This is a genomic window from Phreatobacter sp. (genome assembly GCF_016793595.1).
GTDB lineage: Bacteria > Pseudomonadota > Alphaproteobacteria > Rhizobiales > Phreatobacteraceae > Phreatobacter.
On sequence record NZ_JAEULY010000004.1, the window covers coordinates 714,591 to 730,815 of the forward strand.

At 67.6% G+C, this 16,225-nt stretch carries 16 protein-coding genes and 1 riboswitch; of the genes, 6 read left to right on the plus strand and 10 right to left on the minus strand.

Going from position 1 to position 16,225, the window contains the following annotated elements:
- Window positions 1-22: 22 nt before the first annotated feature.
- Together JNK84_RS07545 and JNK84_RS07550 are read left to right on the plus strand one after the other, a co-directional pair.
- Entirely contained in the window at window positions 23-556 is a 534-nt protein-coding gene (locus JNK84_RS07545) for a DUF2244 domain-containing protein (protein ID WP_293422333.1), read from the plus strand.
- Window positions 557-585: 29 nt separating this feature from the next.
- Window positions 586-1,050: a YbaK/EbsC family protein gene (locus JNK84_RS07550; protein WP_293422336.1), complete on the plus strand. Its 465-nt coding sequence runs from the start codon at window positions 586-588 to the stop codon at window positions 1,048-1,050.
- A 14-nt stretch (window positions 1,051-1,064) separates the two neighbouring features.
- Here JNK84_RS07550 and JNK84_RS07555 read toward each other — a convergent pair whose 3' ends face one another.
- Complete coding sequence (locus JNK84_RS07555; protein WP_293422339.1) at window positions 1,065-1,721, minus strand: NAD(P)H-binding protein; 657 nt, start codon at window positions 1,719-1,721, stop codon at window positions 1,065-1,067.
- An 87-nt stretch (window positions 1,722-1,808) separates the two neighbouring features.
- Here JNK84_RS07555 and JNK84_RS07560 point away from each other — a divergent pair, with 87 nt between their 5' ends.
- The 3 genes from JNK84_RS07560 (at window position 1,809) to JNK84_RS07570 (ending at window position 4,618) form a co-directional block, all read left to right on the plus strand.
- Window positions 1,809-2,189 carry a VOC family protein gene (locus JNK84_RS07560; protein WP_293422342.1) on the plus strand — a complete coding sequence of 127 codons (381 nt, stop codon included), beginning with the start codon at window positions 1,809-1,811 and terminating at the stop codon, window positions 2,187-2,189.
- Window positions 2,190-2,326: 137 nt separating this feature from the next.
- Window positions 2,327-3,214 (plus strand): methylated-DNA--[protein]-cysteine S-methyltransferase, encoded by an 888-nt coding sequence (locus JNK84_RS07565; protein ID WP_441343211.1) that lies wholly within the window; start codon window positions 2,327-2,329, stop codon window positions 3,212-3,214.
- A gap of 72 nt (window positions 3,215-3,286) precedes the next feature.
- Complete coding sequence (locus JNK84_RS07570) at window positions 3,287-4,618, plus strand: MATE family efflux transporter (RefSeq protein ID WP_293422345.1); 1,332 nt, start codon at window positions 3,287-3,289, stop codon at window positions 4,616-4,618.
- 62 nt (window positions 4,619-4,680) lie between these two features.
- Here the strand turns inward: JNK84_RS07570 and JNK84_RS07575 are convergent, their stop codons facing one another.
- Window positions 4,681-5,754, minus strand: a complete 1,074-nt coding sequence (locus tag JNK84_RS07575; protein WP_441343223.1) for a quinone-dependent dihydroorotate dehydrogenase — start codon at window positions 5,752-5,754, stop codon at window positions 4,681-4,683.
- A 93-nt stretch (window positions 5,755-5,847) separates the two neighbouring features.
- Complete coding sequence (locus JNK84_RS07580; protein WP_293422351.1) at window positions 5,848-7,074, minus strand: O-succinylhomoserine sulfhydrylase; 1,227 nt, start codon at window positions 7,072-7,074, stop codon at window positions 5,848-5,850.
- Window positions 7,075-7,152: 78 nt separating this feature from the next.
- Window positions 7,153-7,231: riboswitch (SAM riboswitch) on the minus strand.
- Window positions 7,232-7,322: 91 nt separating this feature from the next.
- Here JNK84_RS07580 and JNK84_RS07585 point away from each other — a divergent pair.
- Window positions 7,323-8,414, plus strand: coding sequence for a 2'-deoxycytidine 5'-triphosphate deaminase (locus JNK84_RS07585; RefSeq protein WP_293422354.1), 1,092 nt, complete (start codon window positions 7,323-7,325; stop codon window positions 8,412-8,414).
- Between the two features lie 178 nt (window positions 8,415-8,592).
- On the opposite strand, the gene JNK84_RS07590 is transcribed toward JNK84_RS07585, so the two are convergent.
- The 7 genes from JNK84_RS07590 to lnt all read right to left on the minus strand — a co-directional run bounded on the left by JNK84_RS07590 (window position 8,593) and on the right by lnt (window position 16,143).
- Window positions 8,593-9,765, minus strand: a complete 1,173-nt coding sequence (locus tag JNK84_RS07590) for a M20 aminoacylase family protein (RefSeq protein ID WP_293422357.1) — start codon at window positions 9,763-9,765, stop codon at window positions 8,593-8,595.
- A gap of 108 nt (window positions 9,766-9,873) precedes the next feature.
- Complete coding sequence (locus tag JNK84_RS07595; RefSeq protein WP_293422360.1) at window positions 9,874-10,650, minus strand: ABC transporter ATP-binding protein; 777 nt, start codon at window positions 10,648-10,650, stop codon at window positions 9,874-9,876.
- Window positions 10,647-11,624, minus strand: a complete 978-nt coding sequence (locus tag JNK84_RS07600) for a FecCD family ABC transporter permease (protein WP_293422363.1) — start codon at window positions 11,622-11,624, stop codon at window positions 10,647-10,649. The genes JNK84_RS07595 and JNK84_RS07600 overlap by 4 nt, the downstream gene beginning before the upstream one ends.
- Window positions 11,625-11,640: 16 nt before the next feature.
- Window positions 11,641-12,333 (minus strand): tRNA (guanosine(46)-N7)-methyltransferase TrmB, encoded by a 693-nt coding sequence (trmB, locus tag JNK84_RS07605; RefSeq protein ID WP_293422366.1) that lies wholly within the window; start codon window positions 12,331-12,333, stop codon window positions 11,641-11,643.
- Window positions 12,334-12,399: 66 nt separating this feature from the next.
- Window positions 12,400-13,665, minus strand: coding sequence for a methionine adenosyltransferase (gene metK / locus JNK84_RS07610; RefSeq protein WP_293422369.1), 1,266 nt, complete (start codon window positions 13,663-13,665; stop codon window positions 12,400-12,402).
- Window positions 13,666-13,942: 277 nt separating this feature from the next.
- On the minus strand, window positions 13,943-14,359 hold the full coding sequence (locus tag JNK84_RS07615) for a helix-turn-helix domain-containing protein (RefSeq protein WP_293422372.1): 417 nt from the start codon (window positions 14,357-14,359) through the stop codon (window positions 13,943-13,945).
- Window positions 14,360-14,532: 173 nt separating this feature from the next.
- The gene (lnt, locus tag JNK84_RS07620) at window positions 14,533-16,143 is read right to left on the minus strand and encodes an apolipoprotein N-acyltransferase (RefSeq protein WP_293422375.1); all 1,611 of its coding nucleotides are present in this window, start codon (window positions 16,141-16,143) and stop codon (window positions 14,533-14,535) included.
- Window positions 16,144-16,225 lie beyond the last annotated feature (82 nt).

Genomic DNA, 16,225 nt, shown 5'->3' on the forward strand with positions numbered 1-16,225 from the left:
TCAGGTCGTATAATGCGGCGCCATGACCCCCGGCAACCCGACAGTTGCAGACGCATCCGAGACCGAGAGCCGTCCGCTCCTCGCGGCGATCCTGACGCCGCACCGCTCGCTCGGCTGGCCCGGCTTCATCGCGGTGATGGCCGCCGTCGGCGTGCTCAACCTGATCGCCGCGATCATGTTCGCCGCCATGGGCGCCTGGCCGGTCGTACCCTTCCTCGGGCTCGACGTGCTGATCATCTTCCTCGCCTTCCGGGCCAATTACCTGCACGCCCGCGCCTACGAGGAGGTGATCGTCACGCCGACCGAAATCCGCATCCGCAAGGTGACGTTCCACGGGCGGTCACGCGAATGGCGGTTCAACCCGGCCTGGACGCGGGTGACCCAGGTGGTGGACGAGGATGACGGACAGGTCCTGTCCCTCACCCTCGACGAGGGCCGCCGCAAGCTCGACATCGCGACCTTCCTGCCGCCGGTCGAGCGCGAAGGCTTCGGCAAGGCGCTGCGCATCGCACTGGCTGAAGCCAGGCGCGGACCGACCCGCACGCGGTTCGACTGACGGCTCACGGAATTCAGGGAGAGAGCAGGATGGCCAGATCGGTCGAACGGGTCAGGGCGGCGCTGCGCGAGGCGGGGCATGACGACAATCTCACCACTTTCCCGGCCGGAACCCGCACGGCCGCCGACGCCGCGGCGGCGGTCGGCTGCGCCGTCGCGCAGATCGCCAAGTCGATCGTGCTGAGGGCCGGGGAGACGCCGGTCCTCGTCGTTGCCTCGGGCGTCAACCGGGTGGATGCGGTAAAGGTCTCCGCCCTCGTCGGCGGCGAGGTGGCAAGGCCCGATGCAGGCTGGGTGCGCGCGACGACCGGCTTCGCCATCGGCGGCGTCTCACCGGTCGGGCATATGATCGCTCCCGTCGTCATTATCGACCGCGACCTCGCCGAGGTCGGGCCCATCTGGGCGGCGGCCGGCGCGCCTGACACGGTATTCCAGACGGATTTCGACGCGCTCGTGCGGATCAGCGGCGGACGCGTCGGCGACATCCGCGAATAGGACCGCGCGCCCGTTCAGAGCGCATTGATATCGGCAGGCTCCAGCACTCGTTTCGAGGCGCCCTGGCGCGCCACCCTGATCATCGCGCGACCGAACTGCTCGCTGGTGATGACCATGTCGGGCGCCAGCCGCTTGATCAGCGGCAGCAGCACGCCCATCGTCGCATAGACTGCCCGGTACAAGCCGGTCTTCGACGTGATCCCCGGCGTCGGCTGGATGATGCTCGGGCGGAACACGTAACCCTTGAACGGCAGGGCGAGGACGGCGTTCTCCGCCGCGCCTTTCACCCGCGCCCACATGACCGATCCCTTCTCGGTGGAATCCGCGCTCTTGCCGGACACGAACACGAAGGTCATCTGCGGATTGAGACGGGCGAGCGTGGAGGCGGCGGCGACGGTCAGGTCGTAGGTCAGGCGGCGATAGTCCTCCTCCTTCATGCCGACCGAGGTCACGCCGAGGCAGAAGAAACAGGCATCGTAGCCCGCAAGGTCGGCCTCGATGAGGGAATAGTCGAAGAAGTCGCGATGGATCAGTTCGCGCAGCTTCGCATGCTGTCGCCCGGTCGGCGAGCGCAGGACGGCAAGCACTTCCGCGATGCCCTCGTCCTTGAGGCATTCGGCGAGCACGCCCTGCCCAATCATGCCGGTCGCGCCGAAGATGATGACCTTCATGCGTCCCTCCGCCTCCTGGGCGCGCTTCTGCCCGGCTGCGTCCGGGACTATCATTGCCATTGTCCGGTGCATATGGAAGGCGCAGCGATGATCGACCATGTCTCCGTCGCCGTCAGCGATCTGGCGTGCTCCACCGCCTTCTATGATGCTGTTTTCGCACCGATCGGCCTTGCCCGCCTGGTGACACGCGAGCGGAGCGTCGGCTATGGCAAGACCTATCCGGAATTCTGGATCAACCTGCGCGAAGGGTATCAGCCGCCGCCCGGCGATCCCGGCACCCATATCTGCCTGCGGACTCGCGGCGAGGCTTCGGTCATCGCCTTCCATGCCGCCGCGCTCGCCCATGACGGCGAGGACAGCGGTGCGCCCGGCCCGCGGCAGGCCGCGATGACCACCTATTTCGGCGCTTTCATCCTCGATCCCGACCGCAACAAGATCGAGGTCCTGACCTTTCCGAATGCCTCATAAGCGGCGTCTGTGATTTCCTCCGAAGACCGCTTGAACGGCGGTTGTGATTTTCCCTGTCCGGGCTCAGAAATCGGGTGGTTGCGCGCCTCGGGACACGCCACATTCGGCTCACGTTCAAGAGATCAGGAGCCAGTCCCATGCTCAACGTCGTCCAACTCGAAAAGCATGGCATGCCCATCCGCCTCGCCGAGGCCGCCGACGATTACGAGATCGTCCGGCGCACGCTCGCCTTCATCACCGACCACTGGCGCCGCCAGCCGACGGTGGAGGAAATGGCCGAGCATGTCGGCCTCTCCCCCGGCCACCTGCACCACCTGTTCCGCCGCTGGGCCGGCCTCACCCCGAAGGACTTCCTGCAGGCGATCACGCTCGATGCCGCGCGCGCCCTGCTGCGCGACGAGGCGACCGTGCTCGATACCGCCTACGAGGTCGGCTATTCCGGGCCGGGGCGGCTGCACGACCTGTTCGTCACCCACGAGGCCATGTCGCCCGGCGAGTTCAAGACGGGCGGCGAGGGCCTGACCATGCGCTACGGTTTCCACCCCTCGCCCTTCGGGCAGGCCATCGTGGTGGCGACGGAGCGGGGCCTCGCCGGCCTCGGCTTCTGCGATGCCGGTGGCGAGCCCTCGGCGCTCGCCGACATGAAGGGCCGCTGGCCGAAGGCCGCCTTCGTCGAAGACGCGGCGGTGACCGGGCCGATGGCCCAGCGCATCTTCGACCCGAAAGCCTGGGCCGGCGAGCGGCCATTGCGCGTCTGCCTGATCGGCACCGATTTCGAGGTGCGCGTCTGGGAGACGCTCTTGCGCATCCCGATAGGCAAGGCGACCACCTATTCGACTATCGCCAGTCATATCGGCAGGCCGACCGCCGCTCGCGCGGTGGGCGCGGCGGTAGGCAAGAACCCGATCTCCTTCGTGGTACCCTGCCACCGGGTGCTCGGCCGCTCCGGCGCGCTGACCGGCTATCACTGGGGCCTGACGCGCAAGCAGGCCATGCTGGGCTGGGAGGCCGGTCACGCGGGGTGATCCATCGGCGCGCCATGGCTCCCCTGCCCGGCCGCCTCTGGATTTCCCGGTCATGCGGGCTAGAAGGGCGGCGTGACCGCCCTTCCCTCCGCCGCCCCGCCCATCGTCACCCACGCCCGCGTGCTCGGCATCGCCGTGCCGATGATCTTCGCGCATGTGACGACGCCACTGCTCGGCATTGTCAGCGCGACCGCCATCGGCCGACAGGGCGATGCGACGCTGCTCGCCGCCGTCGCGCTCGGCGCGGTCATCATCGATGTCATCTTCTGGGCCTTCGTCTTCCTGCGCATGGGCACGATCGGCCTGACCGCGCAGGCGCTGGGCGCGCGCGACGAGACCGAGCGGCGCGCCGTCATCGCCCGCGCCCTGCTGCTCGGCATCGCCATCGGCCTCATCATGATCGTACTCCAGCGGCCGATCGTCACCGGCATGCTGGCGCTGATGGGTCCGTCAGCGAACGTGAGCGCCGCCGCCGACACCTATGTCTCGCTGCGCCTCTGGTCGGCGCCGGCGACCTTCGTCAACTACGCCATTCTCGGCTGGCTGATCGGGCAGGCGCACACGGTCACCGGCCTCGTCCTCCAGATCGTCATCAACGTCGCCAACATGGCGCTGACCGTGCTGCTAGTCAGCCATCTCGGCTATGGGGTCGCGGGCGCGGCGACGGCCAATGCCATCGCGGAGATCGGCGGCGCGCTCGCAGGCTTCGCCGTGGTGCTGAAGCTGCTCGGCGGGCGGTTCGCCGTCTCGCGGCAAACGGTGCTCGACCGGACGAAAATCCTCCGCACCATCGCGATCAATCGCGACATCATGATCCGCACGGCGGCGCTGGTCGGCTCCTTCGCCTTCTTCACGCGGCAGGGCGCCGTCGGCGGCGACACGGTGCTTGCCGCCAACGCCATCCTGATGAACCTCGTCGGTGTCGTCGCCTTCTTCCTCGACGGCTTCGCGACATCCGCCGAACAGCTCGGCGGACAGGCGGTCGGCGCGCGCCACGAAGCCTCGTTCCGCCGAGCGGTGATCCTCTCGGGCATCTGGGCCATTGCCTTCGGTACAGCCGCCTCTCTGGTCTTCTTCGGCTTCGGCGGGGCCGCCATCGACCTGATCTCGACATCCGAGGCGGTGCGCGCGGAGGCGCGGCGCTACCTGCCTTACGCGGCGCTGACACCCTTTACCGGGGTCATGGCCTTCCTATTCGACGGTGTCTTCATCGGCGCGACATGGTCCGCCGCGATGCGCAACTGCATGGTCGCCGCCTTCGTCACCTTCATTGCGGCGTGGTGGCTGCTGAAGGGCTACGGCAATGACGGGCTGTGGATCGCCTTCCTGATCCTGCAAGCCGTGCGCGGGCTCTATCAGGCCGCCGTGCTGCCGGGCCTCGTGCGGGCGACGTTCAGAACCTAGCTTTGCCTTGTCGCGTTTTCTTCACGCGAACCGGTACCCACTTCGCTCGAAAACGCTCCGGGTCAGCTCAGCTTCCAGTCGGCGTTCTGCGTGCCGACCACCGCGGCGATCGAAGCGTGCCCGTCGCGGCGCAGGCGCGCGAGGAGCCCGGCCTTGATATCCTCGACGAGGCCGAAACCCCTGAACACCATGGCCGAATAGAGCTGCACCAGCGTCGCGCCGGCGGCGATCTTGGCATAGGCGTCGTCAGCCGAGGCGATGCCGCCGACGCCGACCAGCGGGAACTGATTTTCGACCCGCCGATACGCTTCCGCCAGCATCTGCGTCGAACGGTCGAACAGCGGCGCGCCGGAGAGGCCGCCCGCCTCTTTTGCCGTCGCCTGATCGATCAGCGTATCCGGCCGGGCTATGGTGGTGTTCGACACGATCATGCCATCGACGCCGCGCCTGCGGCTGACCTGAACCATGTCGTCGAGGCCGTCGAGCGAGAGGTCCGGCGCGATCTTGACGAGGATGGGTCGGCCGGACGCCGCCCTGTCGCGCGCCTCGATGCAGCGCGCCAGCACCTCGTCCAGGAAGCCCGCCTGCTGGAGATCGCGCAGGCCCGGCGTGTTGGGCGACGACACGTTGATCGAGAGATAGGAAACGTGGGGCGCCAGCTTCTCGACCAGAAGGCCATAGTCGGCGATGCGGTCGGCTGTGTCCTTGTTGGGCCCGATATTGACGCCGACCACGCCGCTGCGACCCGCGCGGCCGGCAAGCCTCCGCGCGACGACATCGACGCCGTCGGAATTGAGGCCGTAGCGGTTGATGACCGCCTCGTCGGGCACGAGGCGGAAGACGCGCGGCTTCGGATTGCCGGCCTGCGGCTTCGGCGTGACACCGCCGACCTCGACGAAGCCGAAGCCGAGGCGCAGCGCCGCGTCCGGCACTTCCGCATGCTTGTCGAAGCCCGCTGCGAGCCCGACCGGGTTCGGAAAGGTCAGGCCGAAGGCGGAGACGCCGAGACGGCGGTCGTCATCGGCGCAGCGCGGGATCGGCAGCGCCTTCAGCGCCGTGATGGCGAGCTGATGGCCGGTTTCGGCATCGGTCGCGAGGAGCAGCGGCCGGGCTAGACGGGAGGCGAGCGAGAGCAGCGACATAGCCGGTGTTTGGCATTGTCGCGACGGGGCGGCAAGGGCTACGGGGGTCGCCAACCCTCTCCCATGGGGAGAGGGTTGGCGAGAGCCTCACAGCCTGACGATCTTGGCGTCCGCCGGCCATTCCAGCGTCTTCAGCGCCTGCGCCAGGTCCTCGATCAGGTCGTCAGGGTCCTCCAGACCCACCGACAGGCGCAGCAGGCCGTCGGTGATGCCCATTTCGAGCTTCTCTTCCGGCGTGAAGCGGTCGTGCGTCGTGGTCGGCGGATGGGTGATCAGGCTCTTGGCATCGCCGAGATTGTTGGAGATGCGGATGATGTTCAGCGCGTTCGACACGCGGAACGCGCCGGCCTTGCCGCCCTCGACCTCGAAGGCGATCAGCGTCGAGCCGCCGCGCATCTGGCGCTGCGCCAGCTCGTATTGCGGGTGATCCTTGCGGCCGGGATAGATGACCTTCGTGACTCTCGGCAGTTCGGCCAGCGCATCCGCCACCTTCGCCGCGTTCTGCGTCTGCCGCTCGACGCGCACCTGCAGCGTCTCCAGCGATTTCAGCGCCACCCAGGCGGTGAAGGGGCTCATGGCCGGGCCGGTCTGGCGCAGGTACTGGTAGATATAGTCCTGGATGAACTGCTTCGAACCGAGGATCGCGCCGCCGAGGCAGCGGCCCTGCCCGTCAATGTGCTTGGTGGTCGAATAGACGACGCAGTCGGCGCCAAGCTCCAGCGGGCTCTGCAGCAGCGGCGTCGCGAAGACGTTGTCGACGGTCACCTTGATACCGGTCTTCTTGGCGATCTGGCAGATAGCCGCGATGTCGTAGACTTCCAGCGTCGGGTTGGTCGGGCTTTCGAGGAAGAAGACCTTGGTGTTCGGCCGCACCGCCGCCTGCCACTGGGCGAGGTCCGCGCCATCGACCAGCGTCGACTGGACGCCGAAGCGCGGCAGCAGGTTCTCGATGATGTAGCGGTTCGAACCGAACAGCGCCTTGCACGCCACGATGTGGTCGCCGGCGGAGAGCTGGCCGAATAGCGCCGCGTTCACCGCCGCCATTCCGGTCGCGGTCGCCTTGGCAGCCTCGGCGCCTTCCAGCAGCGCCATGCGATCCTCGAACATCTGGACGGTCGGGTTCGAGAAGCGCGCGTAGATGAAGCCGGGATCGGTGTTCTTGAAGCGTGCTTCGGCCTGTTCGGCGGTCTCGTAGACGTGGCCCTGCGTCAGGAACAGCGCCTCGGAGGTCTCGCCGAACTCGGAGCGCAGCGTGCCGCCGTGGACGAGGCGGGTCGCGGGCCGCGCGCGGGCGGGATCGAACGGCTTCTTCATGGCGGACCTCAGGCGCGCTGCGGGGCACTTGTCCCCGGAAAAAACAAAACCCGACCTGGCAAAAGCCGAGGCCGGGTTGATCCCGTGCGCCCGGCCTTTTAGCGAGATGTTTAGCGTGGATCGCAAGCCGGCCGGCCAAATCTCCACGTCGTGGTCAGCTTGGTAGGATTGCCGAGAGAACGCGTCAAGTGTTTTGTTCGTTTTGACGAACGTTTTGTTCGTCGGGAGTTCGCCGGATGGTCGAGGACATGGCTCAGGGCATTCTGCCGGCTCAGGCGATCGAGGAACTGATGGCGCGCGGCGCCATCCGCATCGCGCGGGCGCTGGATGTCGATCAGGTGCAGCCCGCCTCCCTTGACCTCCGCCTCGGCTATCGCGCCTACCGCATCCGCGCGAGCTTCCTGCCCGGCCCGAACACGACCGTCGCCGACCGCCTGCAATCGCTCGCGTTGCACGAGATCGACCTTGCGCGTGGCGCGGTGCTGGAAACGGGCTGCGTCTATCTGGTCGAGCTGCTGGAGGGGCTGGCGCTGCGCGACGGCATTTCCGCCACCGCCAACCCCAAGAGCTCGACCGGCCGGCTCGACGTGTTCACCCGCGTCATCCTCGACCGGGCGCAGGCCTTCGATACGATCCCGGCCGATTATGAGGGGCCGCTCTATCTGGAAATCTCGCCGCAGACCTTCCCGGTGCTGGTGCGGACGGGATCACGGCTGTCGCAGATCCGCTTCCGGCGCGGCCGGGCGGAACTGACGCTCGACGAGATCAATGCGCTGCAGGAGACCGAGCGCCTCGTCGACACCGGCGCGCCGGTCGTCGGGCCGGTCGGCATCGCTGTCTCCATCGACCTGATGGGCGAGGCCTGGGGCGGGCTGCTCGGCTATCGCGCCAAGCGCCATTCCAGCGTCATCGATGTCGACAAGAAATCCGCCAATGACGTGCTCGACTTCTGGGAGCCGATCCAGGAGCGCGGCAAGGGCGAGATGATCCTCGACCCCGACGAATTCTACATCCTCGCCTCGAAGGAGGCCGTGGTGGTGCCGCCTGACTATGCGGCGGAGATGCTGCCCTTCGACCCGCTGGTGGGCGAGTTCCGGGCGCATTACGCGGGCTTCTTCGATCCCGGTTTCGGCCATGCCGCCGCCGGCGGACGCGGCGCCCGGGCGGTGCTTGAAGTGCGCTCGCGCGAGGTGCCGTTCATTCTGGAGCACGGGCAGATCGTCGCCCGTCTGGTCTATGAGCGCATGACCGAGCGGCCGCGCAGCCTCTATGGTGAGGTCGGCTCGAATTATCAGGCGCAGGGCCTGAAGCTGTCGAAGCACTTCCGGTCGGAAGATTGATCGCGCTCCGAGCCCGCCAAACCCTCTCCCATCGGGAGAGGGTGGCACCGGCAGGTGTCGGGTGAGGGGTTCGGACCCTCACCTCGACTCGAAATAGACGCGACCATTCCGTTGAGGACTTTCCCCTCACCCGCCTGCTCCGCAGGCACCCTCTCCCATGGGAGAGGGTTCATTCTGCTCACACCCCCGACAATTGCTGCTCCACCAGCCGGGCGAAGCAGCTCGCGCCGATCGGCAGCAGTTCGTCGTTGAAGTCGTAATGGCCATTATGGACCGGCACCGCCTTGTGCATGTCGGTGACCTGCCCAAGCAGCATGAACGCGCCGGGAGCCTTCTCCAGATAGTAGGCGAAATCCTCGCCAGCGGTCAGCGAGGGCAGATCGGTCTTGATGAGATCGTCGCCGACCACGTCGCGCGCCGCCTGCTCGAAGGCGGAAGCCTCCTCGATCGTGTTGATGGTCGGGGGATAGGAGCGCTTGTAGTCGAGTTCCAGTTCGATGCCGTGAGCGGCGCAGAGGCCGTTCACCGTCTGGTGGAACAGTTCGTCCATCGCCTTGCGGGTCGAGGGCTTCAGCGTGCGGATCGTGCCGGAGATAGTGACGATCTCGGGGATGACGATCTGCGAGGTGCCCGCAAGGAACTTGCCGATGGAGAGGACGACGGTATCGTGCGGGTCCATGCGGCGGCTGACGAGGTTCTGCAGCGCCGTGTAGATCTGCACCGCGCAGGGCAGCGGGTCGAGGCCCTTGTGCGGCTGGGCGGCGTGGCTGGAGCGGCCCTTCAGCGTCATGGTGAAATAGTCGACGGCGGCGAGCACGGTGCCCGGACGGATGGCCGCCGTGCCGAGAGGCAGATCCCAGGAATTGTGGATGCCGTAGACCTGATCGCACGGGAACTTCTCGAACAGGCCGTCGCGCAGCATCTCGGCGGCGCCGGTCAGCCCCTCCTCCGCCGGCTGGAAGATGAGATGCACCGTGCCGGAGAAGTTGCGGGTTTCGGCGAGGTAGCGAGCCGCGCCCAGCAGCATGGTCGTGTGGCCGTCATGGCCGCAGGCATGCATGCGGTTTTCGTATTTGCTCTTGTGCGCGAAGTCGTTGAGCTCCGGCATCGGCAGCGCGTCCATATCGGCGCGCAAGCCGATCTTGCGGTTGCCGGGACGGCCGTGGATGACGCCCATCAGGCCGGTTTTGCCGAAACCGCGATGGACCTCGATGCCCCAGGATTCCAGCTTCTCGGCGACGATGCCCGACGTGCGGACCTCCTCGAAGCCGATTTCCGGATGAGCGTGGAAATCGCGGCGCCATGCGGTCATCTCGTCGTGGTAGGATTTGATGCGGTCGATGACGGCCATGGCGGACTCCTGATGCTGGAAGCCCGGAGGCTATCGGCGGCGGCGCGCCGCTGTCGAGCGCCCGCGCGGCAGCGCAGCCTTGCGGTGGCCAATCTTGCCTGCGGCGGCCTAGCGCGGCATTCGCCCCGCCGGAACCGGCACGCGACGGCCGCCGATGTCGATGAAGGCGCAGGCGAGCCCGAAGACTTCAGCGAGCCTCGCCTCGGTCAGCACCTGGTCCGGGGCCCCGAAAGCCGCCGCCCTGCCCCCGTCGAGCACCAGAATGCGGTCGGCGAAGCGCGCTGCCATGGTCAGGTCGTGCAGCACGGCGACGACGGTGCGGCCTTCGCCAGCCAGCGCGCGCATCAGGTCCATCACCTCGAACTGATGGGCGGCATCCAGCGCGGCGGTCGGCTCGTCGAGCACGAGCAGCGGCGCGCCGGTGGCCAGCACGCGCGCGAGCATGACGCGGGCGCGCTCGCCACCGGAGAGTTCCGTGACCGGGCGGCTCGCGAAGCCGATGAGGTCGAGCCGCTCCATCGCGGCATCGACCGCCGCGCGGTCGGTGGCTGAGAGCCGGCCGAAGGGATCGCCGTGCGGCAGGCGACCAAGGCCCACAGCGTCGCGCACCGGCAGCGCCCAGGCGAATTCGGCGCGCTGCGGCAGGTAGCCGATGCGACGCGCACGCTCACCGGCCGCAAGCCCCGCGATGTCGATGCCGTCGAGGCTGATCGTGCCACCATGGAGCAGCAGCCCGGCGAATGCGCGGAGCAGGCTGGTCTTGCCGGCGCCGTTCGGTCCGACGATCACGGTGAGGTTTCCGGCCGGCACGGCGGCCGATACGCCATCGACAACCGTGCGGCCGCCGAGGTTCACGCTCACGCGGTCAAGGACGAGCCCGTTCATGCATCCTCCTCCGACCGCCGCGACTTGAGGATGCGCCAGAGGAAGAAGGGCACGCCGACCAGCGCCGTGACGACGCCGGTCTTGATCTCGGTGGTGGCCGGGATCAGTCGGGCGACGATATCGGCGGCGGTCAGCAGGGCCGCGCCGGCCAGTGCTGCCGGCAGCAGGATGCGCGCGGGATCGGAGCCGACAGAGCGGCGCACCAGATGCGGCGCGACCAGCCCGACGAAGCCGATGGCGCCGGTCACCGACACGGCCGCGCCGACGCCGAGCGCGAGGCCCATCGCGACCACGAGCCGCGCGCGGGCGACATTGGCCCCGAGGCTCGCCGCCACCTCCTCGCCGAGCGTCAGGGCGCGATAGGCGCGCGCCTGCGAGACCAGCAGCACGGCTCCCGCCACCATGAAGGGACCGGCCAGCGCGACATGGACGAAGGAGCGGTCTTCCAGCGACCCCAACAGCCAGAAGGCGATCTCGAGCGCGGCGAAGGGGTTCGGGGCGAGGTTAAGGACCAGCGCCGTCGCCGCGCCGAACAGGCTGTTGAGCGCAAGGCCAGCCAGCAACAGGATGGTGACACCCGCCCGGTTTCCCGCCACCAGGAACAGCGCCGCCACCGAGACGAAGGCGCCGGCCATGCCCGCCGTCGGCATCCAGAACGACAGGACCGACGCGCCGCCAAAAGCGAGCATGGCGGCCGAAGCGAAGGCGGCGGCCGCAGGCGCGCCGAACAGGGTCGGCTCGGCCAGCGGATTGCGGACGAGGCCCTGAAGCGCCGCGCCGGCAAGGCCGAGCGTCGCGCCGATCATCAGCGCGAGAATGGTACGCGGCAGACGGATGTCGTGGACGATGATGCCAGCGGTCGTGTCGCCGCCGGCGAGGGCATACAGCACGTCGAACGGCGGCAGCCAGACCGGGCCGACCATCAGCGACAGGCCGGCCAGAAGGATGCAGAGAAGCGCGAGCGCCGCCGTCACGATGTCTCCCGGCGGATCAGCTTCGCCGGAACGTCAGGTAGCACGGTTTGCGCCCTTCGCGCAGGGCCTTGGCCTCGTAGCGGGTCGATTCCCAGTTCGGCCAGGGCGTCGTCCAGTCGGCGGCCTTCGTGGCCGCAAAGGCGAAATCCGGCGAGCGCAGCAGCCGCTCCAGCGTCCATGCGGCGTAGTGCTCGATATCGGTGGCGAAGCGGAACTCGCCGCCCGGCTTCAGCACGCGGGCGAATTCGGCAACCGTCTGGTCGGAGACGAAGCGGCGCTTGTTGTGCCGCGTCTTCGGCCAGGGGTCGGGATAGAGCAGATAGACGATGTCGAGCGAGGCATCCGGGAACCACGGCAGCAGCAGGCCAGCATCCTGCGTGTGCAGGCGGACATTGCCGATCGTCTTGCGCTCGATCTCGGCGAGCATCTTGGCCATGCCGTTGATGAACGGCTCGACACCGACGAAGCCGAGATGCGGGTGGGCGGTCGCCTCGCGCACCAGATGCTCGCCGCCGCCGAAGCCGATCTCCAGAACGTGGCCCTCGACCGGCCGGGAGAAGAGGCCGGCGAGATCGCAGGGCGCGGCCGGATCGACGCGCAGGCGCGGCAGCAGGGTCTCGAACAGGTCGGCCTGATGCTGGCGCAGGCCCTTGCCCTTGCGCCGCCCGAAGAAGGAGCCCTGCCCCGAGAGGCGTTTATCGTCGGTCATCGCAAGTCCAGATATGACGAAGGGGGCCATGCGGCCCCCTTCGAGAACGCGTTCGGGAGCGTCGCCTCAGCCGGCGACGGCTTCCTTCAGCTTGGCGACGAGGTCGGTCTTCTCCCAGGAGAAGCTGCCGTCGCGGCCAGCCTTGCGGCCGAAATGGCCATAGGCCGAGGTCTTGGCGTAGATCGCCTTGTTCAGGCCGAGATGCTCGCGGATGCCGCGCGGCGAGAGGTCCATGACCTCGGCCAGCGCCTTCTCCACCTTCGCCTCGTCCACGCCCGGCTTCGCGGTGCCGTGCAGATCGACATAGATCGACAGGGGCTTGGCGACGCCGATGGCATAAGCGAGTTGGATGGTGCAGCGGTCGGCGAGCTTGGCCGCGACGACGTTCTTGGCAAGATAGCGCGCGGCATAGGCGGCCGAGCGATCGACCTTGGTCGGATCCTTGCCGGAGAAGGCGCCGCCGCCATGCGGGGCCGCGCCGCCATAGGTGTCGACGATGATCTTGCGGCCGGTGAGGCCGGCGTCACCGTCCGGGCCGCCGATGACGAACTTGCCGGTGGGGTTGATCCACCACTTGCAGTCCTTGGCGATCTCGAGGCCGTTGAGCGTCTCGCGGATCACCGGCTCGACGATCTTCTGCACGTCCTTGGAGGTCAGCTTGCCGTCGAGATGCTGGGTCGACAGCACGATCTGCGTGACCGCGGCCGGCTTGCCGTTCTCGTAGCGGATGGTGACCTGGCTCTTGGCGTCCGGGCCGAGCTTCTCGCAGCCCTTCTCGCCCGCCTTGCGGTACTTGGTGAGGTTCTCGAGGATCTTGTGGGCGTAGTAGATCGGGGCCGGCATCAGTTCCGGGGTCTCGCGGCAGGCATAGCCGAACATGATGCCCTGGTCGCCCGCGCCAACATCCTTGTTGCCGGCCTCGTCGACGCCCTGCGCGATGTCGGCGGACTGGGGATGAAGAAGAACGTCGATCTTGGCCTTCTTCCAGTGGAAGCCGTCCTGCTCGTAGCCGATCGCCTTGATCGCCTTGCGCGCCACCGACTTGAACTTGGAGGGATTCACGACCGGATTGCCATGGGCATCCTTGATCGCCTTGCCGTCCTTGTCCTTCTTCAGGAGCGTGTCGGGAACGCGGACTTCACCGGCGATCACGACGCGATTGGTGGTCGCCAGCGTCTCGGCGGCAATGCGCACATTCGCTGCGTCGAGACCGGTCTTGGCGGCTTCCTTGAAGATCAGGTCGACGATCTCGTCGGAGATGCGGTCGCAGACCTTGTCCGGATGGCCCTCGGACACGGATTCCGACGTGAAGAGATAGGAACTGCGGGACACGAAAGTCCTCCGAAAAGCAAGCCGCGGGGATCGCGGGAGCGAGGCGCCGTCGTTATCGGTGGCGCCATGAACCGGAATTGAACAGCCGCCCGCCCGACGAGGGCGCGCGGTCGCCAAGGGACGGCATGGTCGTCCGACGCCAGAGCGCGCGAGGTTCTCGCAACAGCCGTGGCGGCGGTCAAGCCTGAATATGGCAAAAAGGCCGGTTCGTTCGCAGAAAAGAACGCGGACGCTGCCGAAAGGTCGCTTTTCGGCCGGATCACCGCCGGCAGGCGTGTCAGGTGGGCTCGTCTTCCGAGCCAGCCACCGCATTGACGAGATCGACGATCTTGCGCCGGACCTTGGCATCCTTGATGCGGATGAAGGCCTGATTCAGCGACAATCCTTCGCTGGTGGACAGGAAATCGGCGACGTAGGAGGCGCCGCTCGCTTCCGCGAACCCGCCCTCGGGCAGCGGCTCGCCGGTCGGCGCGCCGTCGAAGAAAAAGGACACCGGCACGGAGAGAATCGTGCCGATCTGCTGCAGGCGGCTCGCGCCGATGCGATTGGTGCCCTTCTCGTATTTCTGAACCTGCTGAAAGGTCAGGCCGAGGCGCTCACCCAGCTTTTCCTGACTCATGCCCAGCATCATGCGTCGCATGCGGACGCGGCTGCCGACATGCTTGTCGATGGGGTTCGGCGCCTTCTTGACCATCAAACTCTCCATGCCTCCTCAGCCCATGCCGCGAGGCTGCCGCATCCCCCCATGCGGCCGCCTTACCCCCCCAGGTCACTTGCCACTAAATGCAATGCAGTCCAAGGAGCTTTCCTGCTTATGGCGAATTGTCCAGATCGTTACAAGTAAACCTCAAGGGCGTTCGCCGCGCTTCATGCAATCGGAGGTCGCGGGCGCGACCGTCTGATCAAAGCAAGGAAAAGACCGAACAGCGCGACGAACAGCGGCACATGTCCGGCACGGGCAAAAACGGTCGCCGGCAGAGCAGCCGGCAGGTCCGCATCCAGCGCGTCGCGGGCGCCTAGCGGTAGCGACCTGACCGTGCGGCCAAGCGGGTCGATCACCGCTGAAACGCCGTTATTGGCCGCGCGAACCAGCGGCAGACCCTCCTCGATCGCGCGCACCGCGGTCTGATGCAAGTGCTGGTAGGGGCCGGGCGTGAAGCCGAACCAGGCGTCGTTGGTGACGTTGAGCAGCCATTGCGGACGACGCTCCGTGGAGGTCACAGCGCCGGGAAAAATCGCCTCATAGCAGATCAGGATGCCCACCGGCGGAGCACCCGGAACGGCAATCGTGCGCCGCCTGTCGCCCGCGGAGAAACCGCCACGCTGACGCGTGAGGGCCTCAAGGCCGAGTTCCTCCAGCCGTTCCTGGAACGGCAGATATTCGCCGAAGGGAACCAGATGCACCTTGTCGTAGGTCGCCATGATCGCGCCCTGATGGTCGATCACATAGGCGGAGTTGAAGACGCGCGGCTCCCGCCGTCCGGGCAGCGGCTCGTCGGGCCGCGCCGCGCCGGTGATCAACGTGACGCCCGGCGGCACGAGGTCGGCGATTTTCGCCAACGCCTCGCGGTCCCAGATCAGGAAGAAGGGAAAGGCGGATTCCGGCCAGATCACATGGGTCACATCACGGATTCCCGACCGCTCCGGCGACGCGGCCTTGTCCGACAGCGCAGCATAGCGCGCGAGAATCTCGTCGCGGGCCTCGGGGCGGAAGCGCTGGTCCTGCGGAATATCCGGCTGGACGATGCGGAGCTTCACGCCGGGAACGCTGGCGATCTGGGCGGTCGAGACGCGCCAGCCGCCGAACAGGGCGAGGCACATGAGCGCAAGCGCGGCGCCGATGGGGATCGCGACCCGGCGCGGCGTCTCCTCGGGGTCGTCGCCGAGAACGCAGGGGCTGGCGAGAACGATGATCGCGACAAGCGTCAGACCATAGACGCCCACATAGGCCGCGCCCTGCGCGAGCCAGGCATATTGCGTCAGCGCGTAGCCGTAGAGGTTCCACGGAAACCCCGTCAGCACCGAGCCGCGGAGGAATTCGCCGAGCGTCAGGCCGAATGCCAGCGCCAGGACGCGCCTGCCGCCCGGCCGCCAGAACAGGCGCGCGATCGCCGCGCCGAGGGCGGTGAACAGGGCCAGCCCGGCCGGCAGCAGGGTGACGGCGGCGGGAAGAAGCCAGGCGAAGCGGTCGGCTTCGACGAGGAAGGCGGAACCGACCCACCAGAGCCCGGCCAGATGGTAGCCGAAGCCGAACCACCAGCCGGTGCGTGCCGCTGCGAGGATCGTGCGCCAGCCGCCGCCGGCCGCCGAGGCGCCGTCGAGAAGCCAGACGAGAACCGGGAAGCTGATCGCAAGAACCGGCAGGACGCCGAAGGGCGGCATGGCCAGCGCGCCAAGCGCGCCAGCGCCGAAGGCCAGCGCCGTCCGCCGCCACCCCCAGGTGAGAATGACCGTGCGGGCGAGCGACTGCACCGTCACGGGCGGCGGCTCCGCGCGGCAGCGGACGATTCGGTGTCGCGGTCGCTCATGGTTCCCGTGTCGGCCACCTCCCCCGCGCGGT